Source organism: Streptomyces sp. JB150 (assembly GCF_011193355.1).
Taxonomy (GTDB): domain Bacteria; phylum Actinomycetota; class Actinomycetes; order Streptomycetales; family Streptomycetaceae; genus Streptomyces.
Genome location: NZ_CP049780.1, coordinates 6066226 through 6081005, shown reverse-complemented (window position 1 = coordinate 6081005; position 14780 = coordinate 6066226). Strand labels below are relative to the sequence as shown.

Annotated in this window: 12 protein-coding genes; 6 read left to right on the top strand and 6 right to left on the bottom strand. The window is 73.8% G+C overall.

Going from position 1 to position 14780, the window contains the following annotated elements; all coding sequences use genetic code 11:
• Nucleotides 1-383: 383 nt before the first annotated feature.
• From G7Z13_RS27830 to G7Z13_RS27810, 5 genes are all read left to right on the top strand, one after another.
• Nucleotides 384-1046, top strand: a complete 663-nt coding sequence (locus tag G7Z13_RS27830; protein WP_166002968.1) for a hypothetical protein — start codon at nt 384-386, stop codon at nt 1044-1046.
• 418 nt (nt 1047-1464) lie between these two features.
• Complete coding sequence (locus G7Z13_RS27825) at nt 1465-1728, top strand: hypothetical protein (protein ID WP_166002967.1); 264 nt, start codon at nt 1465-1467, stop codon at nt 1726-1728.
• A gap of 127 nt (nt 1729-1855) precedes the next feature.
• The gene (locus tag G7Z13_RS27820) at nt 1856-3424 is read left to right on the top strand and encodes a glycoside hydrolase (RefSeq protein ID WP_166002966.1); all 1569 of its coding nucleotides are present in this window, start codon (nt 1856-1858) and stop codon (nt 3422-3424) included.
• A 436-nt stretch (nt 3425-3860) separates the two neighbouring features.
• Nucleotides 3861-4778: a recombinase family protein gene (locus G7Z13_RS27815; protein ID WP_166002965.1), complete on the top strand. Its 918-nt coding sequence runs from the start codon at nt 3861-3863 to the stop codon at nt 4776-4778.
• A gap of 33 nt (nt 4779-4811) precedes the next feature.
• Nucleotides 4812-5756, top strand: a complete 945-nt coding sequence (locus G7Z13_RS27810) for a hypothetical protein (protein WP_240926361.1) — start codon at nt 4812-4814, stop codon at nt 5754-5756.
• 42 nt (nt 5757-5798) lie between these two features.
• On the opposite strand, the gene G7Z13_RS27805 is transcribed toward G7Z13_RS27810, so the two are convergent.
• Nucleotides 5799-7541, bottom strand: a complete 1743-nt coding sequence (locus G7Z13_RS27805) for a pyruvate dehydrogenase (RefSeq protein ID WP_166002964.1) — start codon at nt 7539-7541, stop codon at nt 5799-5801.
• Nucleotides 7542-7617: 76 nt separating this feature from the next.
• Nucleotides 7618-9093, bottom strand: a complete 1476-nt coding sequence (locus tag G7Z13_RS27800) for a protein phosphatase 2C domain-containing protein (protein ID WP_166002963.1) — start codon at nt 9091-9093, stop codon at nt 7618-7620.
• A 272-nt stretch (nt 9094-9365) separates the two neighbouring features.
• Between G7Z13_RS27800 and G7Z13_RS27795 the strand changes: the two genes are divergently transcribed.
• Nucleotides 9366-9848 (top strand): DUF456 domain-containing protein, encoded by a 483-nt coding sequence (locus G7Z13_RS27795; RefSeq protein ID WP_166002962.1) that lies wholly within the window; start codon nt 9366-9368, stop codon nt 9846-9848.
• 6 nt (nt 9849-9854) lie between these two features.
• On the opposite strand, the gene G7Z13_RS27790 is transcribed toward G7Z13_RS27795, so the two are convergent.
• The 4 genes from G7Z13_RS27790 to G7Z13_RS27775 form a co-directional block, all read right to left on the bottom strand.
• A complete protein-coding gene (locus G7Z13_RS27790; RefSeq protein ID WP_166002961.1) occupies nt 9855-10364 on the bottom strand; it encodes a methylated-DNA--[protein]-cysteine S-methyltransferase in 510 nt (169 codons plus the stop codon).
• Between the two features lie 3 nt (nt 10365-10367).
• The gene (locus G7Z13_RS27785; RefSeq protein WP_206313236.1) at nt 10368-11771 is read right to left on the bottom strand and encodes a DNA-3-methyladenine glycosylase 2 family protein; all 1404 of its coding nucleotides are present in this window, start codon (nt 11769-11771) and stop codon (nt 10368-10370) included.
• 176 nt (nt 11772-11947) lie between these two features.
• On the bottom strand, nt 11948-13042 hold the full coding sequence (rsgA, locus tag G7Z13_RS27780; protein WP_166002959.1) for a ribosome small subunit-dependent GTPase A: 1095 nt from the start codon (nt 13040-13042) through the stop codon (nt 11948-11950).
• A 225-nt stretch (nt 13043-13267) separates the two neighbouring features.
• Nucleotides 13268-14773 (bottom strand): cellulose-binding domain-containing protein, encoded by a 1506-nt coding sequence (locus tag G7Z13_RS27775; RefSeq protein WP_166002958.1) that lies wholly within the window; start codon nt 14771-14773, stop codon nt 13268-13270.
• Nucleotides 14774-14780 lie beyond the last annotated feature (7 nt).

Sequence of the window (14780 nt, the reverse complement as noted above, 5' to 3'; positions counted from 1 at the left end):
GCTCGGTTCGCAGCCATGCTGGAAGGGGGAGGGCACCACCGTGGACCGCCCGGCAGTGTCAACCTGCTGTACTGCAGAGGCAACCGGTCGGGTGACTGACGCAGACGCTCTTTCGGCCATGACCAAAGAAGCGGTCGTGCGGTGTGAAGTGCGTGCGGCTGCTGGTGTCCAGGCCGCCGGTGCACCGTGCAGGCAGTGGGGGATGTGTCCGGCCAAACACGCGGTACGCACGTGGCCGACAGAGGACCACCCCGCTTTCCGCCGCCCCTGGCGTGCGCTGTCCTTCTCGTGTCACTCGCGGTCGTCGTGGTGCACGCACACGTGAACTGCCCGACGCCGCGCTCGGACAGCCCCGAACACCTGACGGAAGGCGGCACCCGACGATGAGCACTCCCCCCGGGCAGAGCAAGAAGTACGACATCGACCCGGCTCCCTGCAACGCGCTGACTCTCACTCAGCACGGGCTGCGGGTGCCCAGGACCGACTACACCGGTATCGCCCCCGGCGGCAACGTCGGCCCCGAGCGGTCGGTCGACATCGACGTGCAGGTGGAGGAGGGCTGCCCCCGCAGCGTCACCATCGGCGCGCGGCTCACCCCCAAGTACGGCGAGGCCGTAGGGCAGGCGTTCACCGACCTGACGAACGTCCCGGCCGGCCAATGGACACCGATCCCTGACGCCCAGATCACCCTCCCCGACGCGGGCGTGTACGAGGTGACGGGAGTGCTCCGCGGCCAGTTCGCCAGCCGGCACGGCGTGGACACCGACGCGTGGATGAGCGGCCGCCTGTTCAACGTCACCGCCGGATCCCCGGTCCAGGGCACGGAGGTACTCATCATCTACCGCCGTGACGACATCAACCACGCCATCGGCTCCACCGCCACCACCGTCGCCTTCGTCAGGACCACCGGCCCGACCGTGATCCGCGCCGAAGTCGTCCAGCACCTCGGACGACAAGTCGCACCCGCCAGCGAGGTCATCGCCTCCCACGTCTGGTCCGACGCCAACGGCAGGGTCAAGGTCGCCTACAAGAAGATCGGCGACTGACAGCCTCAGCCACCGACGACCACACCTCCAAAATGTCTGGTCGAAGCCTTGCGGGGCGGCCCTGCGCCGGCATCACCCACGGCGGACATCCCCGATGCCGTCGGCAGCGCTCCAGCCACCGTCCGTTCGCGGGAAACCCGTGCCAGGCGTCGCCGCCCAGACGAATCGGCAGGCCGCCACCCGACCGGCTTCCGTCCGACCGGCTCCTCCGTACGCGCACGCCACAGCCATCGGCGAGTCCCACGAAACAGTCCGGCACGCGACGACATCCGCCACCAGAGGGTGTGCCGAAACAGCGCCGCTGCGCTGTGACGTGCTCCCGCACGCCCCGTACGGCAGGGATTGGTTCATCCCTGCCAAGACATGCATGCAATGTGCAAAAGGCCCCCCACGAGGGGCGACACGCGGAGGTCCTCCCATGAACATCATCCGTAAGATCGCCACCACGCTCGGGTGTCTCACCCTGGCTGCCTCAGGTGTCTTCCTCACCGCCCCCGCAGCCCAAGCCGACACCCAAACCTGCCTGGCCTACCTGGAAAGCCAGGGCTACCCCTACGAACTCGATCACTTCTACGGCTGCTACCACGCCAAGAGCGACTGGGCGCTGTGCTACTACACCCTGACGGACGCGTACGTGCGCCCCGGCGTCGCCGCACGGGCCTGCGACTTGGGCCAAGCGTAGGGCCCTACGCCATGAGACGAATGAGCGCTTGGCCACCGCAGGCTCGGTGGCCGGGGCGGCGGGCGGTGTCCAGCCCCTTATCGGGGCGGGACACCGCGCTCGCTCGTGCGACACGGAGGAGGCAGTGATGACGACACGACGCCAACTGCTGGAGGCGGGAGCGGCGACGGTCGCGGCGGGTGCGGTGAGCCTGCTGCCCGCGTCATCGGCCTGGGCGAACTACACCACCCGGGTCAACCCCTACCGCAGGTACGGCACTTGGGAGGGATGGGGGGCGTCCCTGGCCTTCTGGGCGAACGTCTTCGGGCGCAACGACACGCTGGCGGACCTGTTCTTCACGCGGCGCTGGGTGTCGGTCCTCGGGCGCACCCTGCCGGGGCTGGGCCTGAACGTGGTGCGCTACGAACTCGGATCGTGCATGTTCCAGCCCGCGTGGCCGGGCGGGCCCCGCATGGTCCACTCGCCCTCGATGCCGGCCTACCGGAAGATCGAGGGTTTCTGGGTCAACTGGCGCAACGCCAACCCGAACAGCGACAGCTGGAACTGGGACAACGACGCCGAACAGCGGGCCATGCTGCTCAAGGCGAAGGCTCGCGGGGCGAACGTGATGCAGATGTTCTCCCTGTCGCCGATCTGGTGGATGTGCAAGAACCACAACCCCTGCGGCGCGCGAGACGGCGGCGAGAACCTGCAAAGCTGGAACCACGAACAGCACGCCCGCTACCTCGCCATCGTCGCCAAGCGGGCGCGGGAGCACTGGGGAATCCGCTTCCGCTCCGTCGAGCCGTTCAACGAGCCGACGGCCGACTGGTGGGTAGCCACCGGGCACACCGAAGGCTGCCACATGAGCAGGCCCACCCAGCAGCGGATCGTCCGCCTCCTACGCCGGCAGCTCGACGTGCGCGGCCTGTCCGACGTCGCCGTGGCCGCCTCGGACGAAAGCTACTACCAGCAGGCCGTCACCACCTGGGAGCACATGGTCGAGCACGGCGCGGACCACTATATCGGCCAGGTGAACACCCACGGCTACATGAAGAACGACGACGGCGGCTGGCGCACCGGCCTCTACCGCCGCGTGCACGCGAGGGGCAAGCGCCTGTGGCAAAGCGAGTACGGAGACCGTGCCGAGCACGGCTTGTATCTCGCCAACCAGATCTCGCTGGACATGCGCTACCTGCATCCGACCGCCTGGTGCTATTGGCAGCCGGTCGCCGGCAGCGTCATCGACCAGGACACCGGCCGCAACCACAGCTGGGGCCTGCTGAAAGCCACCTACAGCGCCGACACCCGGCGCAAGGGCGGCCGGCTGGGCGTCACCACGCCCTATCCAGGCACCGGCCGCCTCGTGACCAACCGGTACTTCGTGTTCGCGCAGTACGCCCGGCACATCCGTCCCGGCATGCTGATCATCGACAGCGGGGACCAGGCAACCGTCGCCGCCTACGACCCCGACCAGCACCGCCTGGTCCTGGTCACCGTCCGCGGCCGCACCTCCGAGCGGGTCACCTACGACCTGTCCCGCTTCCGCACCGTCGGCCGCACCGCACGCCGCTGGGTCACCGACGCCAGCCCCCGCTACCGCATCGCCCGCCAGTACCAGCGCATCTCCGACGCACGCCTGGACGGCAAGCGCCTCTCACTGCTGTTCGGCGCCTACTCCATCCAGACCATCGAGATCGATGGCGTCCGCCTCTGAGAGACCGAGCCGCCCTACCGCGCGGCGCGCCGCGGCTGAAGGCGGTGACATGCTCGCGAACGACCCGCACCTCCCTGACACGCAGACGCAGCGGCAGGAGCGGATCGGGGCGGCCGTGCGGGGCGTGCGGGCGGCCCGTCACGACCGGCCGCGCCGACGCCCGCCCCGCCACGGCCGGCGCCAGGGCGCCGTGCCACTGGTGTCGCCGCCGCCAGGCTCAAAGCACCGCCTCTCCCCACACCGCGTGCAGCCAGGAACGCGCTCGGCCCGCCTGCTTGTCGTCAAACGATCGTTTGACGACAGGCCGCGGGCGCGTCCAATGAGCCTGGGGAATCCGGGGTTCGCGGCGGCCCGAATCCAATCAGATCCGATGGTGATTGCTGACAGGGTTTGACGACAGATAGGGTCCGATCCTCCGAACGGGAGGAGCCCACGAGTGGCGAACCTGGTCTACAAGCGGGTCTCGACCGACCAGCAGTCCACCGCCCGGCAGAACCTCGTCCTTCACGAGGCCGGCATCGAAGACCCGGTCGTCTTTGAGGAGGACCCGGGGACCTCCAGCCGCCGCCACCCCCTCCAGCGCCCGAAGTTCCGCGCGCTCCTCGACTACGCCCGGCCCGGCGACACCGTGCACATCTCCGAGATGTTCCGCCTCGTGCGCGGCACCGGCCACATCCTCGACGTGCTCGACGTCCTGCACCGCGACCGTCTCGCCCTGCGTATCCACGACGGCGCGTTCTCCGCGATGGACCTCACCGCCCGCCACCCGCGCACCGGCGAGCTGCTGTCGACCGTGAAGTTCATGGTGCAGACCCTCGCCGCCGCCGGCGAACTCCAACGCGACCTCCAGCGCGAGCTCACCTACGACGGGCTGCGCGCCGCCGAAGCCAAGGGCAGCAAGGGCGGGCGCCGCCCCGTCGTGACGGCCGACAAGAGCGCCGACGTGCGCGCCGCGTACCTGGAAGGCCGCTCCATCGCCGCCCTCGCGCGCGACCACGGCGTCAGCCGCGGCGCGATCCGCACGGCCGTCGCCGACCTCCTACCCGACCACACTGCCATCGAGGAGGACGTTCCGGCGCCGGAGCTGCCGGTCACCCTCGACATGCCGGGCAAGGTCGCCGACTTCCTCCACGCCACCGAGCTGGAGCCCGCCGAGCGGGCCGCGCTCGACCAAGGGACGACCGTACGGCGCGGGCAGGGCTACACCCTGCGCGTCAGCGCCGTCCCCGCCGTGCACCGCCAGCTCCTCGTCCGCTGCCAACCACTCAACGGCGGCCAGGGTTCCCGGGTGATCCCAGCCCAGCGCAAGGCCCGCCGCGAGTACGAGAACCGGGTCACCGCTCTCACGCCCTAACCATGATCGTTCTCAGCGCCAATCGCTGTACCGATGTTCCCCGAGGCCGGGATCGTCGTCACCGCCGCCGTCGCCGGCGCCTTCCTCGCCACCCTCGGCAGCCTCGGAAGCCTCGCCGCGCTCCCCACGGACCGCGGCCCCTCCGCCGAGGCGGCGCCGCGGTCCCGTACCACCGCCCCCGCGGCCGCGCCGGACAGCTCGCCGACGCCCTCGCTGTCCCCGTCCCCCGCCGCGTCCTCGGCGACCGCGTCACCCACGACGCCGGAAGGGAAGAAGGAGCGCGAGAAGTCCGGCCCCAGCTCCTCCGCCACCCACCGCACCGACCCCGCCCCCGACGCCGCCCCCTCCTCCTCCCCCGCCGCCGTCCCCCTCGCCTGGACCGTCGACTCGCACGTGTGGGCGCAGGGATGCGGTCACGACTACGTCGTCGGGAAGCCGCCCGCCCAGGTCCCGCCGCCCCCGGCACCGCAGGACGCCGGGGTGTGGGCGGCGGCGCAGAGCGCGGTGCACGGCGAGGAGACGCACGTACGGATCTCCGTGCAGGGCCTGTCCGCCACGGCGGTCGTGCTGGAGGCGCTGCGGGTGCGGGTGGCGGGGCGCGCGGAACCCGCGCGGGGGCACGCGTACGCCATGGACCAGGGCTGCGGGGGCGCGCTCACGCCCCGCCACTTCGCGGTGGACCTGGACAAGGACCGGCCGATCGCCCGCTCGGTGCCCGGGAACGACGCCGGAACCCCGATCCCGGCGGTCCGGCTGCCGTACCGGGTGTCCGCCGAGGATCCGGAGGTGCTGCTGGTCACCGCGCGCACCTCGGGCTGCGACTGCCGCTGGTGGCTGGAGCTGGACTGGTCCTCGCAGGGCCGCACCGGCACGGTCCGCGTCGACGACCACGGCCGCCCGTTCCGCACGAGCGCCATCGAGGGCCTGCCCCACCACACGTACGACACCTCGGCCCGCGCCTGGGTGCCGGACAGCTGAGGGGGTGCGACCGAGCCGACGCACGGCCGGACGGGGGTGGAGCTAAGGCCGGGGCACGTTGCGGAGGTTGGAGCGGGCCAGCTGGAGCATCTTGCCGACGCCGCCGTCCAGGACGATCTTCGAGGCGGAGAGGGCGAAGCCGGTGACCATCTCGGCCTTGATCTTCGGCGGGATGGACAGGGCGTTGGGGTCGGTGACGACGTCGACGAGGGCGGGGCCCTTGTGCCGGAAGGCGTCCTTGAGCGCGCCGGCCAGTTCCTTGGGCTTCTCGACCCGTACGCCGTAGGCACCGCACGCGCGGGCGACGGCGGCGAAGTCGGGGTTCTTGTTGGTGGTGCCGTAGGAGGGCAGTCCGGCGACCATCATCTCCAGCTCCACCATGCCCAGCGAGGAGTTGTCGAAGAGCACCACCTTGACCGGCAGGTCGTACTGGACGAGGGTGAGGAAGTCACCCATCAGCATGGAGAAGCCGCCGTCCCCGGACATCGACACGACCTGGCGGCGGCGGTCGGTGAACTGGGCGCCGATCGCCATGGGCAGCGCGTTCGCCATGGAGCCGTGGGAGAAGGAACCGATGACGCGGCGGCGGCCGTTGGGGGTGATGTAGCGGGCGGCCCACACGTTGCACATGCCGGTGTCGACCGTGAACACCGCGTCGTCGGCGGCGATCTCGTCGAGGACGGACGCCACGTACTCGGGGTGGATGGGCACGTGCTTGTCCACCTTGCGGGTGTACGCCTTGACGACACCCTCCAGCGCCTCGGCGTGCTTCTTCAGCATCTTGTCCAGGAAGCGCCGGTTCGTCTTCTCCTTCACCCGCGGGATCAGGCAGCGCAGCGTCTCCTCCACGTCGCCCCACACGGCGAGGTCCAGCTTGGAGCGGCGGCCGAGGTGTTCGGGGCGTACGTCGACCTGGGCGATGGCGACGTCGTCGGGCAGGAAGGCGTTGTACGGGAAGTCGGTGCCGAGCAGGATCAGCAGGTCGCACTCGTGGGTGGCCTCGTAGGCGGCGCCGTAGCCGAGCAGGCCGCTCATGCCGACGTCGAACGGGTTGTCGTACTGGATGTGCTCCTTGCCGCGCAGGGCGTGGCCCACCGGTGACTTGATCTTCTCCGCGAGGGCCATCACCTCGGCGTGCGCGCCGGCGGTGCCGCTGCCGCAGAACAGGGTGACCTTCTCGGCCCGGTCGATCAGGCCGGCGAGCTTGTCGATCTCCTCGTCGCCGGGGCGGACCGTGGGCCGGGCGGTGACCAGGGCGGTCTCGACGGTCTTGTCGGGTGCCGGTTCGGCGGCGAGGTCGCCGGGGAGGGAGACGACGCTGACGCCGGAGCGGCCGACCGCGTTCTGGATGGCGGTCTGCAGCAGGCGGGGCATCTGCCGCGGGCTGGAGATCAGTTCGCAGTAGTGGCTGCACTCGCGGAACAGCCGGTCGGGGTGGGTCTCCTGGAAGTAGCCGAGGCCGATCTCGCTGGACGGGATCTGCGAGGCGAGGGCGAGGACCGGGGCCATGGAGCGGTGGGCGTCGTACAGGCCGTTGATGAGGTGCAGGTTGCCGGGGCCGCAGGAGCCCGCGCAGGCGGTCAGCTTCCCGGTGATCTGGGCCTCGGCGCCGGCCGCGAACGCGGCGGTCTCCTCGTGCCGGACGTGGACCCACTCCAGGGCGGGGTTGCGGCGGACGGCGTCGACGACCGGGTTGAGGCTGTCGCCGACGACGCCGTACAGGCGTGTCACCCCCGCGCGGGCGAGGATGTCGACGAACTGCTCGGCGACGTTCTGCTTGGCCATGGATCCCTGAGCCCCTTCGCTCGGCGGCGGATGCGGCGGTGCGGCCCCCCGGTCCATGAATCCACACCGTGCGCGGTTACGCCTCCCACACGGCCGCCGCCGTACGGTCGTCGGCGTACCCCTTCACCCGGACCTGGGTGTCGGCGAGGAACGCGGCGAGGCCCGGCGGCCGCGGGTGCGACCACCGTCCGATGAGATGGGCGGGAAGTTGCGGCTCACCCCGCAAGGGCTCGGCGAGACCCTCGGTGCACATCAGCAGGACGTCACCCGGACGGGCGACCGAAGCGCGGAAACGGAAGGGTTCGCGGGGTGTCGTGGGGGCCGGTTCGTACGGGCTCGGAGGGGCGGGGATGCCCAGGTCCAGGGTGAGCCGGTCGCCCTCCGGGGTCTCGGACGGCGGTGAGCCGAACCCGACGACGGGCTCCCCCACGGCCTCGGTGACCCGCGGTTCGATGTCCTGCCAGCCGCCGTCGCGGAGCCGGAACAGGCCGCCCGCGCCGACACCGAAGAACACCCGGGTGCGGCACTGCGGGTCGGTCGGCAGGAGCAGGCAGCGCAGGGTGGCCGCGTACTCCTCCGGGCGCAGGCCCTGGTCGGCGGCGCTCGCCCGGAGCCTGCCGAGGCTGCGGTCGGTCAGCCGGTGCAGGCCGGACTTCAGGTCGCCGCGGCGGCCCGCGCGGATGTCCTCCGCGAGACGGGCGTGGCTGCGGCCCACGGCTCCGCCGATCCACCGGCACACCTCGGCGGCGGCACGGTGCGCGTGCGGGGTGGCCCGCGCGCCCGTGGCCATCGCCACCAGCAGCAGCGCCTGGTCGCCGGTGCCGAAGCGGGCGGTGAGCAGCGTGTCGCGGCGCGGTTCCCCGCGGTACCGGGCGGAGTCGCCGCGCACGGAGGCCGCGCGCAGGGTGCACGTGCCGTACCGGGCGCCGTCGAGCACCGTGTCCGGCACGAGGTCCCCGAGATCGTCGGGGTCGGCGGCGGGCAGGGCGGTCGGCTCCGGGTCGTAGGTCGGGGGGCCGGAACCGACGTGGGCGAGGGGGGTGGGGGGGGTGGGGGGCGGGGTGGCCGGGGTGCCGGGCGCGGGGGTGGTGGGGGCTGCGGGGGCGGCGGGTGACTGTCGTCGGCCGTCGGGTGGGAGTGGGGGCGGGGACGGGGGCGGCGTGGGGCTGCCGGTCGCCGAGGCGGTGGGGCCTCGGGGTGGCCGGGGATCGGCCGCGGGTCTCGGGAGGGGCGCCTCGGGCCGGGGGGTGGCGGGGCCGTCGGGTGCGGGCCTGCCGGGCGGCGTCGACGCCACCGGCTCCGACTCCGACTCCGGACGAGGCGCGGGTCCGTCCGCCGCATCCGCGGGCGGTGTGGAGCCCTTGCGTGGTGCCGGTACGCGAGGTGGTGGTGGTTGCGGTGGGCGGCCGGTCAGTGCGTCCGACGCGGAGGCGAACCGGTCGTCCAGCGAGTCCGGTGTGGGCGTGGGGCCCGTGTCCTCGACGGAGTCGTCGTACAGCTGCCTCCACCAGTCGTCGGAGTGACCGGTGGGCCTTCCCCCCTGCTGGCTCATGCCGGTCATTGTCCACCGCGGGCGCCGGATGGGAACGGGGCATCGGGAAAATGCCGTACGCCGTGACGCGTGAGGACGGCGTGTCGGGGGGGGGCGTCGAACGGGGGTGCGGGTGGCAGGGGTCGGCGGTCGCGACTGGGCCGGCACGCGCACGAGCGGGGCTGGGTGGCACGCGAACGGCCGTGACGCCACGGGAGCCGGGCCGCGGTCCTGCCCTGGGGTGCAGGTCCGCCGGATCTGCGGGCCCCGGCGGGCTCCGTCAGTCTGAACTCATGGGAGTGTGGGAGCTCCTGCTGGTCGGCCTGGTGATGCTGCTCGGCCTGTGCGGAGTGCTGCTGCCCGGAGTGCCGGGGTCGTGGCTGGTGTGGGCCGCGGTGCTGTGGTGGGCGTTGCAGGATCCCCGGGCGGTCGCCTGGTGGGTGCTGGTGGGCGCCACGGTCGTGCTGCTGCTGTCGCAGGTGGTGCGCTGGGCGCTGCCGCCGCGCCGGCTGCGGGCGAGCGGGGCGACGCCCCGGCTGGCGGTCTTCGCGGGACTGGGCGCGCTGCTCGGCTTCTTCCTGCTGCCGGTGCTGGGCGCGGTCCCCGGTTTCCTGGGCGGCGTCTACCTGGGCGAGCGGCTGCGGCTGGGCCGGGCCGGTGAGGCGCGGGCGGCGCTGCGGACGGCGATGCGATCGGGCGGGTGGAGCGTGCTGACGGAGCTGTACGCCTGCCTGCTGATCATGGGGGCGTGGCTGGGGGCGGTGTTCTGGGGCTGAGCGGCCTCAGGACCCTGGCTGCAGGGGTGCCTGGATCGGCGCCCCCTCCAGGGTGAGCAGCCATACCTTCCGGTCGAGGCCGCCCGCGTAGCCGGTGAGCGCGCCGGCCGCGCCGATGACCCGGTGGCAGGGGCGGACGATGAGCAGCGGGTTGGCGCCGATCGCGCCGCCGACGGCCCGGACGGCGGCGCGGGACGCCCCGATCCGCGCGGCGATCTCGCCGTAGGTGGTGGTGGCCCCGTAGGGGATGGTGTCGAGCGCCGCCCAGACCCGCTCGCGGAAGGCGGTGCCGTGCGCGCGCAGCGGCAGGTCGAACTCCTTGAGGTCGCCCGCGAAGTACGCGGCGAGCTGGTCGGCGGCCTCGCGGAACGGGCCGGCGTCGGCCCGCCAGTCGTCCCGCACCGTCCGGCCGCCCTTCTGGCCGGGCACGGACAGGGAGGTGAGCGCGCCGCTCGGGTCGGCGGTGAGCAGGAGCCGTCCGACGGGGCTGTCGAGGTGCGTCCAGTACGTGTTCACGGGTTACTTCCACTCCCCTGCTGCGCGCAGGTGTCGGACGGCGTACGAGCGCCAGGGGCGCCAGGTGTCGGGGATGTCCGCGCCGGGCGGGGCGACGTCGGGGTCGCCGAGGGCGCGGGTGCGGATGACGGCGACGGTCGCCGCGTCCAGGCCGGGCAGGGCGAGCAGCGCGGCCTGCGCGTCCTCGCGGTCGGCGCCGGGGTCGAGGTGGACGGCGCCGTCGGCGAGGGCCGCGGCCAGCGCCCCGAGGGGGCCGTCGGGCTCGGCCTCGGCGAGGACGGCCGGTTCCGGGAAGAGGTGGGTGAGGGTGCCGCAGGGCGCGTCGAGCGCCTTGCCGTACCGCCGTACCAGCTCCCCCGCGGCCGTACGGCCCACCAGGGCCCGCACGGCCAGTTCCTCGGGGTCCGCGGCGCCCGGTGACCGCAGTCCGGGCCGGGCGGCGACCAGCGGGCCGAGCCGGGCGTCGGCGCCGAGGCGCTCGGCGACGGCGAACGGGTCGGCGTCGAGGTCGAACAGCCGCCGCAGCCGCTGCACGGCGGTGGTCAGGTCGCGGAGGTCGGTCAGGTGCAGCCGCGCGTCGAGCCAGCCGCCCGGACGGGCGACCGCGCCGCGCGGGCGCCCGCTCCCCCGCCGTTCCTCGACCGCGACGATGCCCGTGCCGCAGGGGAGCCGCAGGGTGCGGCGGTAGACGCGGGCGCCGGGCGGGCCGGTCACCTCCTCGACGCCGGGGACCGCCTCGCGCTCCAGGAGGTCGAAGACGGGCGCTGCCTGGTAGGGGCCGCGGTGGGCGAGGCGCAGCGGGATGCCGGCGGTCGGGGTGCCGGAGCGCCGGGCGGTGCGGCCGACGGCCCTGGGCGCGGCGGCGCGCAGCGCGCTCGGGGTCATGGCGTACACCTCCCGGACGGTGTCGTTGAACTGGCGGACGCTGGCGAAGCCGGACGCGAACGCGATCTCGGTGACCGGGAGCGTGGTGGTCTGCAGCAGGACGCGCGCGGTGTGGGCGCGCTGCGCGCGGGCGAGCGCGACCGGGCCCGCGCCGAGTTCCGCGGTGAGCTGGCGCTGGACCTGCCGCGCGCTGTAGCCGAGCCGGGCGGCGAGTCCGGCGACGCCCTCCCGGTCGACCACGCCGTCGCCGATCAGCCGCATGGCGCGGCCGACGACGTCCGCGCGGACGTTCCAGTCCGCTGAGCCGGGCACGGCGTCCGGCCGGCACCGCCGGCAGGCCCGGAACCCGGAGCCCTGCGCGGCGGCGGCCGTGGCGAAGAACCGGACGTTGCGCCGTTTCGGTGTCACCGCCGGGCAGCTGGGCCGGCAATAGATGCCGGTGGTCTCGACCGCGAAGAAGAAGGCCCCGTCGAACCGGGCGTCCCGGCTGCGCACGGCCTCGTACCTGCTGTCGTCGTCCATCACGGGATCCAGTCTCCGCCATGGCGCGGGGCGCGGCTGGCGGAAATCGGACATGGCGTCCGGAGCCCCGGACGCCATGTCGTGCTGCCGTTCCCCGGGCGGTGGCCGGCAGTGGTTCCGCTGCCGGCCACCACCGGCCGCTCCCGTGCCGGCTACCGCGGTCGTTCCTCTGGCCGCTACCGCCAGCCCTTCCGCTTGGCCTCCACGGCCGCGCGGCCCTCCGCGCCCTTGCGCTTCCAGTCGCGGCGCAGTTCGGCCCGGACCCGGGCGTCGGTCTTGGCGACGATCCACTGGTTCTCGCGCTTGAGCTTGCGGTAGCTGTCCAGCCGGCGGGCGGGCAGGTCGCCGCTGTCGAGGGCGGCGAGCACCGCGCAGCCCGGCTCGGCCTCGTGGGCGCAGTCGTGGAACCGGCAGCCCTCGGCCAGCTCCTCGATCTCGGAGAACACCTGGCCGACGCCGGTGTCGGCGTCGTAGAGGCCCACGCCCCGCAGTCCGGGCGTGTCGATCAGCACTCCGCCGCCCGGCAGGGCGAGCAGATTGCGGGTGGTGGTGGTGTGCCGGCCCTTGCCGTCGACGTCCCGGGCGGCCTGGACGGTCAGGACGTCCTCCCCCTTGAGGGCGTTGGCGAGGGTGGACTTGCCCGCGCCGGACTGGCCGAGCAGCACCGACGTGCCGGTGCCGAGGACGGCGGTGAGCACGTCGAGGCCGTCCCCGTCGTGCGCGCTGACGGTGAGCACGGGGACGCCCGGCGCGCTGGTCTCCACGTCGTGGACGAGGTGGGCGAGCGTCGCCGGGTCCGGCACGAGATCCGCCTTGGTGAGCACGACGACGGGCGCCGCCCCGGACTCCCAGGCGAGCGCCAGGAAGCGCTCGATCCGGCCGAGGTCGAGTTCGACGGCGAGCGAGACGGCGATGACGGCGTGGTCGACGTTGGCCGCGAGGATCTGTCCGTCGGACCGCTTGGAGGAGGTGGACCGCACGAACGCGGTGCGCCGCGGCAGGTACGCGCGTACGTACCGCGGGGTGCCCGCGGGGTCGACGGCGACCCAGTCTCCGGTGCACACGACCCGCAGCGGGTCGTGCGGGGTGACGAACGCGGTGTCCGCGCGGATGACGCCGTCGGCGGTGACGACGTCGCACTGGCCCCGGTCGACCCGTACGACCCGGCCGGGCAGCAGCCCGTCGGCGGCGTACGGGGCGAACGTGTCCGCCCAGTCGTCGTCCCAGCCGTAGGAAGCGAGAGCGGACGGCACAGCAGAGGTGGAAGTCAAGGGAGAGGCCCTTCACAAGGGCGGTCCCGGCACCGCGAGGAGGCGGTGTGTGAGGTCAGCCGGTGACCGCGGAGGTGGACGTGACGAGTTCCTGGATGCGGGCAGCGCCCGTCGCAGAGACAGCCATCGGTCACACCTCCCTTCACCGTCGCTCGGCCGGTCGCGGCGGCCGTCGGCCACCGTGCTCGCACCACCGTAGAGGGGGTGCCGCCGGGACGCCAGTGATTATTCGGCTGGTCCGGCCACCGCGCAGGGCCGGCCGTCGAGGGTGAAGTCGTGCGCGGGTGCGTTGCGGTCCTGCCAGGAGGCGAGGAAGCCGAAGGAGAGGGTGCCGTCGGCGGGGACCGTCCTGTTGTAGTCGGCGGCGCGGGCGGTGACGCGGGAGCCGTGCTGGGCGTACGTGGCGTCCCACATCTGGTTGACCCGCTGGCCGTCGGGGAACGTCCAGGCGACCCGCCAGTCGTCGAGGGCGCGGTCGGTGTGGACGGTGACGGTGGCCTGGAAGCCGTCGGGCCACTGGCCGGCGAGGTCGTAGGAGACCCGGCAGGCGGGGGGTTCGGTGCGGGCGGGGGCGGGGGCGCGGGAGGTGCGGGCGGGGGCGGCCTGGGGCGCGGTGGCGGGGCTGGGGGTGCGGCGGTCCCGTCCGGTGGCCGGGGCGGCCGGGCGGGTGGGCGTCCGGGTCGCGGAGGTGGGGTCGCCGGGCCGGGGCGCGGGCGGCACCGACGCCGACGGGTGGGGGTCGGCGACCGGCTGGCGGTCGGTGGTGTCCGCGGGCGGGGCGGCGCGCTCGCCGGTGTTGTCGATGGGCATCAGGGTGACGGCGAGCGCCAGCGCGGAGACGAGGACGGCGGCGACCAGGAGCCCGTTGCGCAGCACGCGTGGCTGGGGTGTGCCGCGCTCCTCCGGGTCGTGGTCGTGGTCGTGGTCGGGGCGGCCGGGGCCGCGCCGGGCCTCGGCGGCGCGGCGGCGGCGTTCCAGATAGGCGGGGCCGCCCCAGCCGAGCACTCCGCCGGCGAGGGCGGCGGCCGGTCCGCCGCCGTGCGGCCGCAGACAGGCGGCCGCCTCGGCGCAGGTCACACAGCGGGCGAGGTGCCGGGACAGGTCGGCGGGGATCTCGGTGGCCGGGGTGCGGGTGACCGCGTCGAGCAGCCGGGCGTAGCGGGCGCACTCGGCGTCGAGCGGCGCGTCGAGGTGGGCGCGGCGGCAGCGGTCGCGGAAGAGGCGGCGTACCTCGTCGAGTTCGCCGGCGACACCGGCCGGGTCGAGGCCGAGCCGCCGGGCCACCACGGGCAGCGGCAGCGCCTCCACCTCGGCCAGCCAGAGCAGGGCCGCGTCCGGTTCCTGGAGGTCGCGCAGGGCGCGCAGGGCGAGGGGGCGGCGCGGCGGGGGCCCGGTGTGGCGGGCGGCCTGGTCGGAGGTGAGCCACAGCCGCAGCTCGGGGTCGAGGAGGTGGCCCTCCCCGGCGCTCTCCCAGGCGGCGGCCGTGGTGCGCACGGCGGTCAGCAGCAGCGGGACGTGCGGCAGCCGGGCGGGGCGGCGGCCGGTGCCGCGCGGCAGGGCGGCACCGGTGTCACGCGCCTCGCGCAGCCCGCGTGCGAAGGCCTCCCGGGCCAGCCGGGTGGCGGCGCCTGAGCCGGAGGTGCACAGGTCGGCGTAGGAGAGGACCGTGTCCCAGCACTCGGTGAGCAGCGCCGCCTCGGTGGCGTCCTGGGGAGGGGGCAGGTCGGGCATGTGTCTC

Bases quoted from the DNA above. Each gene is read 5' to 3' on its own strand.
- G7Z13_RS27785 (WP_206313236.1), bottom strand. From the start codon at position 11,771: ATGGACGACGACAGCAGGTACGAGGCCGTGCGCAGCCGGGACGCCCGG.
- G7Z13_RS27820 (WP_166002966.1), top strand. From the start codon at position 1,856: ATGACGACACGACGCCAACTGCTGGAGGCGGGAGCGGCGACGGTCGCG.
- G7Z13_RS27775 (WP_166002958.1), bottom strand. From the start codon at position 14,773: ATGCCCGACCTGCCCCCTCCCCAGGACGCCACCGAGGCGGCGCTGCTC.
- G7Z13_RS27825 (WP_166002967.1), top strand. From the start codon at position 1,465: ATGAACATCATCCGTAAGATCGCCACCACGCTCGGGTGTCTCACCCTG.
- G7Z13_RS27810 (WP_240926361.1), top strand. From the start codon at position 4,812: ATGTTCCCCGAGGCCGGGATCGTCGTCACCGCCGCCGTCGCCGGCGCC.
- G7Z13_RS27805 (WP_166002964.1), bottom strand. From the start codon at position 7,541: ATGGCCAAGCAGAACGTCGCCGAGCAGTTCGTCGACATCCTCGCCCGC.
- G7Z13_RS27800 (WP_166002963.1), bottom strand. From the start codon at position 9,093: ATGAGCCAGCAGGGGGGAAGGCCCACCGGTCACTCCGACGACTGGTGG.
- G7Z13_RS27795 (WP_166002962.1), top strand. From the start codon at position 9,366: ATGGGAGTGTGGGAGCTCCTGCTGGTCGGCCTGGTGATGCTGCTCGGC.
- G7Z13_RS27830 (WP_166002968.1), top strand. From the start codon at position 384: ATGAGCACTCCCCCCGGGCAGAGCAAGAAGTACGACATCGACCCGGCT.